Raw genomic sequence first — 15,903 nt, 5'->3', positions numbered from 1 at the left:
CACATTCGAAACGAAGTAATGCCTATCCAGAAAGAAATTTATGGAACGCGTAAACGTGGTTTTACGCTTGTTGAACTACTGGTCGTGATAGCCATCATCGGGGTCCTTGTTGGTCTGCTATTGCCCGCCGTGCAGGCAGCACGCGAGGCCGCTCGCAGAATGAGTTGCAGCAACAATATGAAGCAACTCGGGCTCGCGATGCACAACTACCACTCTGCGTTCAACGTCATCCCCAAACACGGTACGGGGGCGGCTGACCCCACAGCCGGAATGCAAACTTGGTCGTCAAGTCGAACTTCGCTGATGATGCTCAGTTGCTTTGTCAGCATGACTCCGTACATCGAGCAACAAGCCCTCTGGGACGAGATTAGTAACGAATCGACGTATCAAATTCCGGACACGAACACGCCGCGAAATCCCGCCTGGCCGGCAATGGGCCCCGCCCCGGAAGAAACCGCGATCGGGTACCACTATCGCCCTTGGATGACGCAGATTCCGACACTCCGCTGCCCGAGCGATCCCGGCCAGGGACTTCCAGCGATGGGACGTTGTAACTACTCCGCATCACTGGGTGACTCATCAAACTGGTTGGCCCTCTATGGCAACATGACCGATGGTTTTGTCCCAGCTGATAACTTCGCGCGACAAAGTAACGCGACCGGTCGTGGTTTTTTCAAAATCCGTGTGCAAACGCGTTTCCGTGACGTGATCGATGGGCTTTCAAATACCATCGCGTTTGGCGAACACATCACCTCGCTATTCGACCGAGACGTCCGTGGACAAACCGCCTATGACATCCCAACGGCCTACGACAACCCCCGCGGTTGTGACGCCTATGTCAGTCCCGAACGTCCCGGATTTTGGTCGGACGGCACCGATGGTGGAATCGAACCACCAAACTTGATGGGTGGCAGTGCTTGGTTTGCTGCGAACTGGGGACGTGGTTGCACCTGGGCTCATATGGGCTCGGTCGATACCGGCATGCTGACCCAAGCACCGCCTAATAGCCCCACCTGCAACGGATGGTGGAGCAAGCTTCAACCCGGCAACATGCCACCGAGTAGCCAACACCCCGGTGGATGCCATGTCGTGATGGGCGACGGTGCCGTTCGCTTCATCACCGATTCAATCGAAGCGGGTGACCAGTACTCGAACAGCCCTGGGTATCACAACGATCAGTATGTGTTGACTGGCCCATTGGCTCCCGGATCGCCAAGCCCGTACGGCCTGTGGGGTGCACTGGGAACCCGTGCTCAGAAAGAAGTATTGGAATCTGAATTCTAATCGCCCTCAGATCCTTTGGATGAACCGTAAACGTTTGCAGAAACGCTGCGAACGTGAATCAAGCATCATTCATCGCTTGGGTGCAAGCTCTGTCACATCTCGTTCTCTAACACTTTGAAATACAAAATGAAAAAATTGATCTCACTCGCGTTTCTGTTCTCAACGATCGTTGTCGCCGTCGGTTGCTCCGATGCGAAGAACACCCTCGTCACACCTGACGCCGACTTCTATCAGAAAGCTCTCGAAGCGAAAGAAAATGGACTGCCTCCTGGTTCGCCTCTTCCGCAAGCGGGTCGAATCAAGGCGGCTCCGCCAACGCCGGCCGCATAGCGGAAGGCAAGAGCCGCGAGACTTTTCAGATCACATTGACCTGAACGCGTTAGCCACCGAATCTAGTTGCACGCCCCATGCCCATGCTGGGGCCCGTGGCTAACGCCGCCGACTCACAAGACGGCTCGACCTTGACCTTCTCCGAAACGTTCCTAATTGCTTCGGCTGAAGACCTTCGCGCAGTTCCGTGACTCTTCACTGCGGGGGTTTCTTGATGGGTGTCAGCCACGGGTGTGCCGCAATAATGGTGGCTAACGCCGGTCGACAAGATGATCAGCCGAGCATCTTGCTTTTACGTCCGATCTTGCTTCCGAAGAACACATTGGCTTCAAGCTTTCGGTACTGCCCCGGCGGCTGATCCGAAAATCTAGATCGGAACGCCGTACAGGTTTCACGGAGTCACACGCGTTGGTACGTTGGTGGGCCGTACGATGGCACTTCACCCTCCCCGAAGGCGTCGTTGGCAACCCATGTAGATCAATCGTAGAGTCACCGACGTGGGCAATCCGATGCGGCGGGGTTATCGTCAACTCATTTCTGTCGCTGTTTTTACGTTAGCGATCGCAATTGGTGGCTGGATCTATCACGGGCCATCACCTCGTGGTATTGATGCGCCACCCGATGTGCCATCGGCGGCCCGCATGCGTCAGTCGCTTCATTTGCTGCTCGGTCGACCGGCCCTTCAACACTCTGCCGGTACCGTCGAAGGCGATGCTTACTTGCGTCGTCTCGAAGTGACACTCAAGTCGGCGGTCCGCTTCCAAGCAGAAGCCACCGTACGGCGAATCGAAATCCCGTTTGATCTTGAACATCAAGATTGGCACCCCAACGATCGTCTCGGGCTTCTACCGGAAAATACGATCCTCAAAAATTTGTTGGTGACAATTCCCGGAACCATCCCCCACCTGCGGCCGATCTTGTTGGTCACGCACCATGACTCCTGTCCTTGGGGTCCCGGGGCAGGCGACGCGAGTTCCGCCGTCGTAGCACTGGTCGAATACGCGGGCATCTTGGGACAAAATCCTCCAAGACGCACGACGCATTTCCTTTTCACAGATGGAGAAGAGTTCGGCTTACTCGGAGCCCACGCGTTATACGATCACCAAGCTCTCCCAATCGAAGACCCTGCATTTGTCCTGAATTTTGATGCCCGCGGAACGACGGGTGGTATCCCGATGTTTGAAACGCATGACAACAACGCTGCGTGGGTTACCGCCATCATCGATGACTTGGCCAAACCCAAAATCACCACGTCATTAGCCGTGATGGTCTACCGAACACTTCCCAATGCGACAGATTTCGATGTGTTCAGCCAAAAGTTTGGTTGGCCAGGATTTAACTTTGCAACCATCGGCGGCGCCCATCACTACCACACCCCTCACGACATTCCAGAAAACCTCAGCGATCGAACACTGCAGCACATGGGTGACCACGTCGCGTCCGTGCACCAAGCCATCGATCGTTTAACGAAAGAGCAAATCGATGCGTTGCGGCGGCAAACGACATTGACTCCAAGAAACGCAATCTTCTTCGACCTATTCGGTTTAAAAGTTATCACGCTAGACGCGACATCGCAGATTTCGCTCGCCATCTTTGCGTTCGCACTAACTTGGTTGCCAATCTTAAAACAAGGTTACAAGATTCCGTTCCAGGCGATGTTTCGATTTGTTGGAACCGGCATGCTTCCGATCATTGCCTGTGCCATTCTTGGAATTATCGCCAATGTTACTCTCAAGCTGACGCCGTATCATCAACTCCGTTATACGCCGGTCGATTTATTCGCGGGCTTGCTAACGATCGGCCTTGCCGTCGCGACGTCGATTCTAATTCTTGAGCGGATGATTCCTAAGTTAATGCCTTGCGATAACAGCCATGAGCTCTGCGACTCCGTCTGGATGATGTCATCATTGCTCGCCTTGATGGCAGCGGTCTTAGTTCCCGCCGGAGCTTACCTCCTTGTGCTCCCCGCATTTGTCGCAAGCCTCGGCCGCACTTTCACCGGTCGACCCTCGATCGGGGCATGGGGCGGATGGCTAACGACTGCGACTCTCGTCGGTCCACTGCTTGTGTTACTCGTCCAAGCGATTGGACCTTGGAACCAACCGGTCTACGCGATACTCGCTGCGTTACTGTCGATCCAAATGGCGGCCACGTGGCATCACCCCACTGTGGTCGCGAAATAGCCCCGCTCAAACCATCGAAAGCGCTCAAGCCATCGAAAGCAACGGGGATTGATTTGGCGAATCCGAATCCGCAATCAACTTTGTAGATCGCTGTCGTTTCGTTGGTCGTCAATTTCTTGTTCGTCGTCGCGGTCGCGACTTCTTCGAGACCTAAAATCTGGATAGGATTTCTTGATCTCACTTGCCTTGGCACGATATAGCTCTGCCGACTCCGCTTGTCCTCGATCGGCTTCGACCTTAGCCAACAGCCAGTAATGCCCTTCGAGCCATCGTCGGCCGAAAGTGGAATTCGGGCGTTTTTCGAGATACTTTTCTTGTCGCGAGGTTGCGGCTTGAAGTGAAAGACTCGCCTCATCAAGCTCGCCAAATTCCAGCTGGCATTGGGCATAGTCTCCCATTGCATGCGCGGTGAACGTCAAGTAATCGTTCACGCCGGGGAACTGTTTGCACAAACGCGAATAAATCGAAACCGATCGGCGGTGATGTCGAATCGCCTTGTCGAGCGAGGTCTCTTCTAAATGTGAAGCACAAGTCGAGAGCGCGCGAGCGAGCGATGCCTGATAGCGAGGGATCGCAGGAAACTCCGCAACTAGATCTTCCGATAAATCCAATGCACGTTTGGCTTGATCTTCCTTTTCTGTTTGCGAAGCGCTCCCGAACTTCGAGCACGTCTCCAACAACTCACTTAACTCGCAACGATAGTCCGGGACGTCGGGATAGTCTGCGACCAGTTCCTCGAGCAAACAAATCGCGGCGGTTTCCAATTGTCGGGACGAGGACCGGTCATGCCGAAACGACGAGAAACGATGATCCCGATACGCCTTCGCTAAGGAATGCCGATAGATCGATTCGGAAGGGTACTCGTCGACGAGTTGCTCCAGCAATCCGATCGCAGTGCGATGACGATTGTTGCTATCCCGAAACGAATGCAGCCACCACATCACTTTTCCAAGATTGTTGTTGCTGACCGCCAAAAGGTAACGCAGTTTGGGCGATGAATTTGTTTCGATGCCGTGACTGGTCAAGAGCGTGATCACCCCGAACAACTGCTGACGTGATTCCTTGTGTTTGTACTCCGCATTCAAGACCATCGCCAAGCGATTGTAAGACTCACTTAAACGCATCAATTTCTCGTTGTCCGGATCATCCTCCATCTGCTGTAGCGTTTTGAGTTCGTTGCGGTAGGCAATCTCTGCGTCTTCAAGATGACCGAGTCGCTCATAGATTCCACCGACGCGTTTGTAGGCCCTTGCGGTATCACGTTTGAGATACGGGTCGCCTTCGTTGTTTTCGGCAAACTGCTCATAAAATGACAACGCTTCCTGAAGCACGGCGGCACTTCGATCGCTAACAACAAAACGCATTTCGGCGGGCCCGGTTTCTTGATCCGAATCGAGCATACTGGGATGCTCCATCCAATCGGCTTCGAAACGCTCCAATAGCCGATCCATCGAATACAGTGCCAATCGCAGGTTGGCTTCGGCCCGCGTGCCTTCGTTGACCGCCCGCCGCCATTGGACGGTGACCATTGTCATCGACACCAGGATACAGAACAGCAGTGCGAAACTCATCATCGCGACGGACGGATTACGGCGACTCCACCGACGTAGCCTGCCGACCGGCCCCACCCGACGTGCGCGAATCGGACGATCCTTGCGAAAGTTATCTAAGTCGTCGGCCAACGCCCGCGCGGTCGGATAGCGGGCGTGCGGTTCTCGGGCGACCGCCTTTAAAATGATCGTTTCCAGATCGGCGGGAATGTCCTTGCAAATCGAGCGTGGAGGTAACACGTTGCCGTCCAAGACCCGACGCCGAATTTCGCTTCGGCTAAAACCACCGATGGCGGTCTCCAGCGTCAATAGCTCATACAGCGTCAATCCTAAGCTATACAGATCGGATCGAACGTCGGCGATGCCGGTCAAACGCTCGGGTGCCATGTAGGGCAGGGTACCAACGATATCACCGGTACGACTGATGGGGTCATGGGCGACTTCCGATGCCAACCCGAAGTCGGTCACCCAGACACGCCAATCCGAGTCAAGCATCAGATTCGATGGCTTAATGTCTCGATGCAGGATCCCGCGTTGATGAGCATAGTCGAGCGCCTCGGCGACCTGCTGACCAATTTCAGCGACGCGATGCCAATACGATCGCCCGCGCTGCATCGACACTGGATCGATGTACTCGGAAAGCACTTCGGTGGTGGGGGCGAAATCGGATTCGTTTTTCTTCCGCTTGATTCCCAAAGTAAATTGATCAAGCGTCTGGCCTTCGATCAGTTGCATCACGAAGTAATGCAACCCGTCCTGAACCCCGGTTCCGTAGACAGGCACAATATTGTGATGGTACAGCCCTGCGACCATCTTGGCTTCGCGTTCGAAGCGCACTAAGTGATCGGTATCTTCGAACGCTTGTGCCGGAAAGACCTTCAGTGCGACGCGGCGATGAAGCGATTGTTGTTCCGCTTCGAAAACGATCGCCATCCCGCCGCGTCCGATTTCACGGATGATGCGATAGTCACCGATTTGTTCAAGTCGATCGACCTTGAGTTGGACGGGCCGATGAGTCGATTCATGCACACGATTTTCTTTGACGCTTTCCATCGCCAACATCATGGGAAACAGCGTCAGGATGTCATCCTTCGCATCTTCGTGCTTCGAAGCGAACTCTTCGATCGTCATCCCGGAACCCGATCGCCATTGATCGAGAAACTGTTCACACAGGACTTCGACGGGCTCACGTTGCTCGGTAGATTTCACCACGTCTTCGGTCCAGTCACTGCGTTTCGGAACGAGATAAAACGACATCGCGAAGTCGCTTTAAGGCGCGAACGTAGCGGTTGCTTGCCGCGGCAGGGCTAAGACTCAAGACCTCGGCGACTTCGTTGTTTTTTAATTCTTCGAAGTGCCGCAGCATCAATACTTCGCGATCGGTATCGTCCATCGATTCCAAAGCACGCTCAACTCGCCCAACCATTTCGTCGTGCATCACCACTTGGCTCGGCGACAACTGGGCCTCGATCAACTGCAGGGCCCAGGCACGCGAAGTTTGCGAACTGTAAGCCGACTGCGATAACGAAACCTCGGTCTTCAGACTGCGTTTTTCGGCCAGCAAGTGTGCCCGATGATTGTCGATCAACCGCTGTAACGTGATCTGCCGCAACCAAACGTAAAACGACAAATCGGGCTTTCGCAAGAAATGCTCGATCCTGCGAAACGCATCCATGTACGCTTCTTGAAGGATATCGGATAGATCGGTGCGGGTACGAAGGCGTGCGTCCACGTGATGCAACAACAGCTTTTTCAAACGTCCACGGTGCGACGAAAACAATTCTGCAAACACATCTTGCCCACCGGTTTGCAGCCGGGAACGGATATCGTGTTGTTCAGAATCATCAACCATCATTTCAATCAATCACGCGAGACATCATTAGAAAAAAAGCCACGCTAGCCTGTCCTGATTCCGATCATGACAAGCTGTGCGTTGCAGTCTTTTAGTCTAAAGAAGTTTCGCGGGTGGAACCGCACAAACCGACGCAAACGCGAACAACGTTTCGCAACAAACCAACCATTGAGAACACAGATTCGCAATTACGAAAACTGCCCCCAATGTTCAATCGCTAGCGTCCGTCTGATCTGGCGATTTCCAGCTATAGCACAGAACGGAAAACAGGTCGAAATTAAACGAGAAAAACTGAATTCTGGGGGAATCGGTGAAAGCTTTCTCTGGGGGAAAAGAATTTTCGGAAATGCTGTTGAATCTCCGCTACCGCTGCGTTGATTGATTTAGGGCAAACATTTTTCGCTTAACGACCTATTTGAGAACGGGTGCTTCTTATCTTTCGCTGGGCTTTATGCCTTTGGCCGATCCTAGCGAATCCGATTCACCGTTTCCGACTAGGTTCGTCGCATGCCTATCGCCCTGACAGCCTGCCTTCTCTCCCAACGTTCCAAATGATCGCCCCCGCCACTTCATTCGACCATTACCTTGACGATCAAGGCGTCCAACTGATGCTTCAGTTGCAACAAGGCGAACTTGACGCCCTCGACGGTTTAATGGATTTGTACTCCCCCCTGGTTACCGCCGTGGTGCGAAATGTCTTCGGGTCGCAAGAACCGGACGAAGACGTCAGCCAAGAAGTGTTCCTGCGAGTGTTTCAATCGCGAGACAACTACGTTCCCACCGCAAAATTCTGTACCTGGCTGTCGCTAATCACCAAGAATTACTCACTCAATATCCGCCGCAACCGTGCCCGCCGGAAAGCAGTCTCGGTGGAATCATCCGGCATCGACGCGAACCTTGAGAGCCTCGATCATTCACGCGATGATTCCGGCGGTCAGCCCACCGAAGGGCTCGATCGCGCCGAACTGGATGCGACCCTGCGAAGTGCGATCGAGCGGCTGATTCCGCGTCAGCGTGAAGCGATCGAAATGGTTTACTACCAAGGCATGTCGTATTCCGAAGTTGCCAGAAGACTCGACACATCGCCGCCGGCGATCAAGTCTTTACTCGCACGAGCCAGGTCGCGTCTGAGAGAGTTACTGCCCGGAGGCTTGGAAGAACACTGCCTGTAATCACGGAAAAGGAATCGCCTCAAAGGCAAACGGCGTTCAGTTTGCACCGGATCGGTCACCCTCTGATGAACTCATTGGATAGGGATCGGCAAAGGCACCGAACGCCCCCAATCCACCATCGACTTCGAGATCGGTCCCGGTGATGAACGAAGCATCGTCGCTGCTAAGCCAGAGGACCGCCGCGGACACTTCTTCGGGCTTACCAATTCGCCCGATCGGATGCCGATTGGCGAGCGGCCCCGCGCCTCCTTGAGCCTCTAAGGATGCCCTTACCAATGGAGTGTCGATCGCCCCTGGCGAAACAGACACCACACGAATGCCTTCACGTGCGTACTCAATCGCCCATTGCCTGGCCTGCATGATGTTCGCCGATTTAATCGGGCCATAGACGCCAACCTCGCGAGCCGTTCGATGAGCTTGCCCGCTCGATAAGTTGACGATGACACCACTTCCTTGCCGTCGCATTTGAGCGATCGCGTACTTCGCCATCAACGTATAACCGGTCAGGTTGACCGCCACCATCCGATGCCAAACGTCCATCGGAAGCTCGTCAATCGGCCGGTACGATTCGACCGGTTGGATCGCCGCATTGTTGACCAACACATCCACACCGCCGAACCGCTGCACTGCCAATTCAATGGCGTCGCGACACTCTTCTTCCCTTGAGGTATCGCACCTGACGTAGGTCACACGATCTGCAAGAACCTCCGGCGGTGGATTGACGTCCGCACAAATGACCTGCGCCGACGATTCGACAAAAGCTTCGGCGATCGCTTGCCCGATCCCGCTGCTGCCCCCGGTGACAATGACGACGCGGTCAGTATTGTCGTATCGAACACGAGCGGCAGGACGGGGCATTGTCTTTCTCCGGCAAAGCAGTGGACCGAGCACCAAGAGTTCGAAACTGCGTTCGTTAGGTGGGTTCCGCTACCGAAAAGCAAGAACGGAAACGGATGCACAACCGCTGTCGGCTTAAACCGTGTCTACGCATCGGTAGCCTGAACCGATTTTCTGACGCGTTCTAAGCGTTGTAAATCTCTGGGTTCAACGAAGGGTCGTTGTACATTTTCATTTGACGATAGGTCTTGTGACGTTTTTTTGCGTCGAAAATGTCGTCAAGCAACTCTTGCAGTGACTTCGACAGGTCTGCGTGCTGCTGTTGGCAGAGGTCAATTCGGGCCGCGACCTTATTACGATGATCGGCATCGGCGTCGGCACGATCGAGTTGTTCACGGTAATGATAAAGACGCAATGACATGATCGAAAGGCGATCGATCGCACTGCCGGCCGTTTCGGTATTCACCGGGGCGTCATCCGCAGGCCGGATATGCAGACGCTCCAAAAGCGCGGTGATCGCATCATCGAGCTTTTCGATCATGTCGTTGCGGGCTTGGTTGAGCTTGTCGATCGCGCGTTTGACTTCTGCAATTTTCGCATCATCCGCCGTCGGACTACGAGCGATGTCTTCTTCGTGCCAAAGACGATAGTTGAACTCGTGTTGGCGGCAGACGAGTTCCAGAAAGCCATCGTATTGATTCTCGATTGGCCCCTGATGCCATGCCTCGACGGTGTCGACCTGCGTTTTGGTGATTTCAGCAACGGAGGGTAAATGCTGCCGAGCGACACTGGTAGTTGACATGGTGCTTCCTTTGCTACGTTTTGCCGAAACGCCCAGGCGTTTGGCGTTATGATCAAATGATGTTCCATCAGTCACGTTGCGAAGACGACGTCATGACTGACGAAAACGAAAGATTGCCTGCGGAGTCTCATTCTAACGCGTTGCGAAACATTAAAAATGACAACGTACCAGAAACGATTGTCCGCAAACCGATGTGCGCCGACCACTAGGCCGACGGCGCTAAGCAGTTGGCCACGAGTCATTGGGTTGAAGCCTCTGGATAATACCCTCTCGCTTGCGGGAAGGTCGGCCGAGCAAACGGCCGGAGAGGGCGTCCTCTCCGGGCCTGAAGGCCCGACTCTCCCAGTGGGAGAGTGAAATGACTTAAGCCGCGGGCAACGTCGATTGCCAAGCTTCGCGACACGGGGCCGACGCGACACACCCCCAACGCAAGCGCTTTCACCTTACGGTTCGCTTCGGCAGGAGCCCACGTCGCTCGTTTCGGGTCGCCACAGTCGCAGCGACGTGAAAGCTGTCACGCGACGAATCCTAGACTTCTTTTTCTTCGATCCAGGACATCATCTTTCGCAAGCCGCGACCGACTTGCTCGACACCGTGGTCGCGTTCGCGACGACGGGTTGCCTTGAAGAACGCGGCGCCACCACGGTTTTCCAAGATCCAGTTACGAGCGAACGTGCCGTTTTGAATCTCTTCAAGCACACGTTTCATTTCTTGCTTGGTTTCGTCGGTGATGATACGCGGCCCGGTGACGTAATCACCGTACTCGGCGGTATTGCTAATGCTGTAACGCATGTAGCTTAGGCCGCCTTGGTAAAGCAAATCGACGATCAACTTCAGTTCGTGCATACACTCGAAGTACGCCATTTCGGGCTGGTACCCGGCTTCGACCAACGTTTCGAAGCCAGCTTTAACCAGCTCGCTGACGCCACCACACAGAACAACCTGTTCGCCGAACAAGTCGGTTTCAGTTTCCTCTTTGAACGACGTCTCGATCACACCACCACGAGTACCACCGATCCCCTTCGCATAGGCCAAGCCGATTTGCTTGGTTTCTTCGCTCGCACCTTCGCCGAGAGCGATCAACGAAGGAACGCCACCGCCCTTTTCATATTCGCTACGGACCAAGTGTCCGGGGCCCTTGGGGGCAACCAACAAGGTATCGATTCCCGACGGCGGAACGATTTGTTGGAAGTGGATGTTGAACCCGTGCGAACACATCAGAACGTTTCCGTTCTCGAGGTTCGGCTGAATGTCGTTCTTGTAAACATCCGCTTGGACTTCATCGGGAAGCAGGATGTTGATCACGTCGGCTTGCTTGGTCGCGTCCGCGATGGACAAGGGCTTGAAGCCGTGCGAGACGGCCAAATCGTAGTTGGCCGAACCGGGACGCTGCCCGATGATGACGTTGACGCCGCTGTCACGAAGGTTTTGAGCTTGGGCATGTCCCTGGGAACCGTAGCCCAAGATGGCAACCGTCTTGCCTTTTAGGTGAGACAGATCAGCATCGTTGTCGTAATAAACTTTTGCAGCCATGGATGAAAAAACGGGGTGAACGGGATTGGAAAGGAAGGTGTTGGTATTTGGTGACAGATCGATCGCCCGAACTAGGCGGTCGCCTTGGTCGATTCAGAAAGTGCGACTTCGGAATCACTACGCACCATCGCGACGCGGCCAGTACGGACCAATTCGGTGATTCCGTAGGGGCGAATACGCTCGACGAACGCTTGAACTTTGTTTTCGCGACCGCTGATTTCGATCATCAGCTCGTCTGGCCCCACATCAACGATTTTGCCGCGGAAGATATCGACCAATTCGCGGATCTCGGCACGCTTCGGTCCGGCCGCCGCCTGAACTTTCACCAGCAACAAATCGCGTTCGACGTAGTCTCGGCTACTGACATCGATCACACGTACGACAGTGACGATCTTCTCCAGCTGCTTGCGGACTTGTTCAAGGACGCGGTCATCGCCGACGACGACAAACGTCATTCGCGAGAGAGCGTCATCTTCGGTTGCACCGACAGCCAAGGAGTCGATGTTAAATCCACGCGAGGCAAGCATCCCAGAAATGTGGGCAAGCACACCGGGAACGTTCTGGACCAACGCGGACAGAACGTGTCGCTGTGTGGGGCTGGACATAAGACCAGATTTCACCGTAAAGGGGTAAGGAAAGAGCCAAAATTTGAGCCCGGTAGGATAATTTTGGCCGCTGATAGCAGCAAGGGCACCGGAGCAGGCCTGACAGCCCCGAAGGCCAATTGGTTCACGATTCCCCGTATTTCAGCCGGTTTCCCGGCAATATCGGTCCAAATTCGTCAACCAATTGCCGATTTTTATCCCGGCGAATGCCCAGCAAACTCGTTCTCTTCGCCTTCGGGACCCCTATTCCGACCGCGTCAACCGTTCGCTTGCACCCGCGGCGGCGTAGACTCGCTCGACCAAATTGGGAACCTCGCCCCCCTCAAACGCCAGCCCATGCGGTGCCCGTAAAGCGATCAAGCCCGGTAGGTCGAAGTACTTCGCCGCCCCCGGCACAAAGTCCGCATCCTGGTATCGTTCGACCGTCGAAAACCGGTACTCCGAATCGGTCAGCACCAGCTCGTCAACCGCGTCGCCGGCGATTACACCGGCCGCGATCGACGCCGGAAACTGGCCGACCAATCGCAGCGGTGCGGCGACTTCGCCTTGTGCCATCGCCAACACACAAAGCAACTGATCACAACGCTTGACAACCAACGGCCGGTTGTAGCCGAAGGTAAATCCAGAGTAGCTTCGTTTGTCATCGATCAACGGCTGAACCATGTTGCCGCCTTCACGCTCGGGAGCTTGCAAGAAAGGAATCACCAACGCAGACCGCGGATAGTTTTCTTTGAAGGCCGTCAACGTGTCGCCGAGTAGCCACTTTTCCTGCATGCCATCGTGACTCGGATTAACGACCAACGATTGAGGCTTCGCATCAGCGTCGGCGACACGAAACACAATCGCCTCAACCGACGTCTTCCATTCGGGATGGCTGACGCGTATGTGTTGGCGACGTACGCCTTGCTCGACGCGTTCGGAAAGCTGTTCGACATTGACCTCACTCCCCGCCGGCAAATCGCGATCAAAGATGACTCGCCAAGCCCCACCGATGACATCTTGATATCGCTTCCACTGGTCGGCGTTTTCGCCGGTACTCGATTCGGGAACCGCATCAGCGAGCGCGCGCTGATTTTCGTTCGTCCACCATGCCAAGACCTTTCGTTCATGGTCGACACCGGTTTCATCGGGGGCCGGATGCTGATCGTTGTAAACCGCCATCTCCGTTTCGCTGAACGGTTGATAGTCCTGTTCTTCCAGCGGAACGTTGCTTGGCAGCCCAAGATGCTTCGCCATAAACGGATACATGATCGCACGGGTGACGTGATTGTAATTGTGCGGGAACTTTAACAAGTCACCACAGATCACATGATCGGGCTTGCCCAACATCGTGTAGAGCTGTTTAAGTTCCGGAAAGCCATCGTCAAGCATCGCCTTGGTCCAATCATCCGCCGCCGTCATCCCTTGAGGTTTGGGGGCGAACAAGGCGGCAAGTTCGACGTTCCCGGTTCCGATCCGGAGGTAGTTACAATTTTCGCAGTAGCACCCGCCTTGCATCGACGTACTGACCATCCCATTGGGAAATGCGACCTTCACACGTGGGTCGATTGCCGAAAGGAGAATCGTCTGAGTCCCACCGCCGCTGCCACCGGTCACTCCCAAGCGTTCCTCATCAACTTCGGGAAGCGAAGCGAGAAAATCGAGCGAACGGATGGCATTCCACGTCTGCAGCCCCATGATCGACTGCAAGTTCAAGTCCGCGTCGATGCTAAAGAAGATCGGTTGCTCACGATTCGATTCCTCGGGTCGCGCGTCGGCATGACGATGCGCCGTTTGATAAGTGATCTGTTGTGAATCGGCATAACCGAGCATGTCGAAAATGAACGTGACGCAACCCATTCGCGCCAGATGAGCACAGCGAGCCAACTTAGGATAACGCCCCGATTGTTCGAAGATCTCACCACCGGTTTCCAACTGTTTCTTTAACGCGTCATCACTAAGCTTCATCGTTCGACCGCCGTGGCCGTGCGGTGAAAGAACCGCCGGACGCTTTCCATCGATGACTCCCAACGTGTTGCCTTCGGCGGGGCGAAAGAGCATGCCGGAAACATAGTGCCCGGGAAGCGACTGAAAGTAGACTCGATCGACGACAAAGCCATCACGTTCGATCCGGCCGTGGATCACAGGCTTCAACGGTGTCTTCTCGGGCATCGGCCAAAGACCGTTGGCGACCAAGACGCGGCGTCGTAAATCCTCGCGACGCTGCTGCCACAATTCGACCGTTTCCGGAACGTCAAAGGGGAAATGATCGTTCAGCGTTTTCAGCGGCGGCGTCTTCGAATCAGGTGAGGTTTCTTGAGCGCTCACGGTATCGGCACCGACGAGCCAGCAGAGCACCAATGCGAACACTTGGCATCTCGTTCTCATCACAGTCAACTCTTTCGATTAGAGAATCGGGCAGGGGAGGGAAGGGCGGGGCAGGGGAGAACACGCCGGGAAACCGAAACCGAGGTCGTAGAAGCTTACTCTCGTTCAAGCGACGACAATCACATCCGACGCGACCTTCCCCAGGTTGGGGCTTCACTGTTTTAACCCTTTTTCGTTACCGTAGTGTGGAATCACGCCCGTTTTTGTTGACCGGCATCCTTGATGCGTGCGGTCGATTGCGGCGCAGATTCCGATCGTGACCGCTCCCTTTAGCCCTTGGCAAGCCGCTTCGATGTCATCACTGCACGCCGACTATTACGCCAATCAACTGGTTCAACACCAAACAGAACTGGTCGAGAACGAAGCGATTGCGGAATCGACCTATCGCTTGCGAGTCGCCTGCCCGTCGATCGCTCAACGCTGCGTGCCGGGCCAATTCATGATGATCCGCCTTGCCGATGTCAACGCACCGCTGATCGGCCGAGCGTTCGCGATCTGGGATGTGATCGCGGACTCGGAAGGCACGCCGACCTACATCGATCTGATCTACCTTAAGAAAGGCAGCTTCACGACGGCCTGTGCCGAAAGCCCCGTCGGTACGCGTGTTTCACTTTGGGGGCCACTGGGCAATGGTTTTTCCAACCAGAACTGCGACCGGTTGATCATGGCGGTCGGCGGCATCGGGCAAACCCCAATGCTGCTTCTCGGTCGCGAGGCGCTCGGCCAACAGAGCTTCGACCGGGAGAGCGGTTGGGCCAAGCATGCCGAAGTGATCTACGGTGCTCGGCGGCAATCGCTGCACGCCGGAGTCGATCAATTCCGATCGGCTGGCTTTGACGTCCACCTCTGCACCGACGACGGATCAGCCGGAACGCGAGCACTCGTTCCCGACGTGCTCGCCGAACGCTTGAAAGAAACCGATGCCCGCGAGCGGGTCCGCGTTGTGACCTGCGGCCCTGAAATCATGATGGAGAAGGTCGCGGAAGTCTGCGCGGCGCTACGCCTCGAAGGACGCGATGTCCACTGCCAGGTTTCGATGGAAACCCCGATGGCGTGCGGCATCGGGATCTGCTTTTCCTGCGTCGCCAAAGTCAAGCAAGACGACGGCGAGTGGGATTACAAACGAACCTGCGTCGAAGGTCCGATCTTCGATGCCGAAAAGATCGTCTGGTAAGCAGGTAAACATGAGTCTTTGGGTTTATGCATCTGGATAACACCTTCCCGCTCGCGGGAAGGTCGGACGAGCAAACGGCCGGGGAGGGTGCCCTCTCCGGGCCTGAAAGCCCGACTCTCTCACTGGGCATTGGTATCTACACAAGTTTTAGCTTTTCGTAGACTGCACTGGATGGAATTAATCTTCCGCGGATGGAGCCGCGGCTGCAACGTCG

The 15,903-nt window shown here is 55.1% G+C and carries 12 protein-coding genes; 5 read left to right on the top strand and 7 right to left on the bottom strand.

The window, feature by feature from the left end; genetic code table 11:
• Positions 1-18 precede the first annotated feature (18 nt).
• The 3 genes from FYC48_RS25365 to FYC48_RS25355 all read left to right on the top strand — a co-directional run bounded on the left by FYC48_RS25365 (position 19) and on the right by FYC48_RS25355 (position 3,797).
• A complete protein-coding gene (locus tag FYC48_RS25365) occupies positions 19-1,284 on the top strand; it encodes a DUF1559 domain-containing protein (RefSeq protein ID WP_149499611.1) in 1,266 nt (421 codons plus the stop codon).
• A 126-nt stretch (positions 1,285-1,410) separates the two neighbouring features.
• The gene (locus FYC48_RS25360; RefSeq protein ID WP_149499610.1) at positions 1,411-1,614 is read left to right on the top strand and encodes a hypothetical protein; all 204 of its coding nucleotides are present in this window, start codon (positions 1,411-1,413) and stop codon (positions 1,612-1,614) included.
• A gap of 497 nt (positions 1,615-2,111) precedes the next feature.
• Positions 2,112-3,797 (top strand): M28 family peptidase, encoded by a 1,686-nt coding sequence (locus tag FYC48_RS25355; protein WP_149499609.1) that lies wholly within the window; start codon positions 2,112-2,114, stop codon positions 3,795-3,797.
• Between the two features lie 74 nt (positions 3,798-3,871).
• On the opposite strand, the gene FYC48_RS25350 is transcribed toward FYC48_RS25355, so the two are convergent.
• Together FYC48_RS25350 and FYC48_RS25345 are read right to left on the bottom strand one after the other, a co-directional pair.
• Positions 3,872-6,604, bottom strand: coding sequence for a serine/threonine-protein kinase (locus tag FYC48_RS25350; RefSeq protein ID WP_149499608.1), 2,733 nt, complete (start codon positions 6,602-6,604; stop codon positions 3,872-3,874).
• The gene (locus FYC48_RS25345; RefSeq protein ID WP_160149765.1) at positions 6,573-7,199 is read right to left on the bottom strand and encodes a sigma-70 family RNA polymerase sigma factor; all 627 of its coding nucleotides are present in this window, start codon (positions 7,197-7,199) and stop codon (positions 6,573-6,575) included. The genes FYC48_RS25350 and FYC48_RS25345 overlap by 32 nt, the downstream gene beginning before the upstream one ends.
• 551 nt (positions 7,200-7,750) lie before the next feature.
• Here FYC48_RS25345 and FYC48_RS25340 point away from each other — a divergent pair.
• Positions 7,751-8,371 carry an RNA polymerase sigma factor gene (locus FYC48_RS25340; protein WP_149499606.1) on the top strand — a complete coding sequence of 207 codons (621 nt, stop codon included), beginning with the start codon at positions 7,751-7,753 and terminating at the stop codon, positions 8,369-8,371.
• Between the two features lie 36 nt (positions 8,372-8,407).
• Here FYC48_RS25340 and FYC48_RS25335 read toward each other — a convergent pair whose 3' ends face one another.
• The 5 genes from FYC48_RS25335 to FYC48_RS25315 form a co-directional block, all read right to left on the bottom strand.
• Positions 8,408-9,229: an SDR family NAD(P)-dependent oxidoreductase gene (locus FYC48_RS25335; protein WP_149499605.1), complete on the bottom strand. Its 822-nt coding sequence runs from the start codon at positions 9,227-9,229 to the stop codon at positions 8,408-8,410.
• Between the two features lie 163 nt (positions 9,230-9,392).
• Positions 9,393-10,010: a DUF4254 domain-containing protein gene (locus FYC48_RS25330; protein WP_149499604.1), complete on the bottom strand. Its 618-nt coding sequence runs from the start codon at positions 10,008-10,010 to the stop codon at positions 9,393-9,395.
• Between the two features lie 528 nt (positions 10,011-10,538).
• Entirely contained in the window at positions 10,539-11,543 is a 1,005-nt protein-coding gene (gene ilvC, locus FYC48_RS25325) for a ketol-acid reductoisomerase (protein ID WP_149499603.1), read from the bottom strand.
• Positions 11,544-11,614: 71 nt separating this feature from the next.
• Complete coding sequence (gene ilvN / locus FYC48_RS25320; protein WP_149499602.1) at positions 11,615-12,148, bottom strand: acetolactate synthase small subunit; 534 nt, start codon at positions 12,146-12,148, stop codon at positions 11,615-11,617.
• A gap of 243 nt (positions 12,149-12,391) precedes the next feature.
• The gene (locus FYC48_RS25315) at positions 12,392-14,515 is read right to left on the bottom strand and encodes an acetylxylan esterase (RefSeq protein ID WP_149499601.1); all 2,124 of its coding nucleotides are present in this window, start codon (positions 14,513-14,515) and stop codon (positions 12,392-12,394) included.
• Positions 14,516-14,807: 292 nt separating this feature from the next.
• Between FYC48_RS25315 and FYC48_RS25310 the strand changes: the two genes are divergently transcribed.
• Positions 14,808-15,689 carry a dihydroorotate dehydrogenase electron transfer subunit gene (locus FYC48_RS25310; RefSeq protein WP_149499642.1) on the top strand — a complete coding sequence of 294 codons (882 nt, stop codon included), beginning with the start codon at positions 14,808-14,810 and terminating at the stop codon, positions 15,687-15,689.
• Positions 15,690-15,903: the final 214 nt, after the last annotated feature.

Origin of the sequence: Roseiconus lacunae (assembly GCF_008312935.1) — a bacterium.
In the GTDB taxonomy this organism is placed as follows: domain Bacteria; phylum Planctomycetota; class Planctomycetia; order Pirellulales; family Pirellulaceae; genus Stieleria; species Stieleria lacunae.
This window is presented reverse-complemented; position numbering and strand designations above follow the sequence as displayed.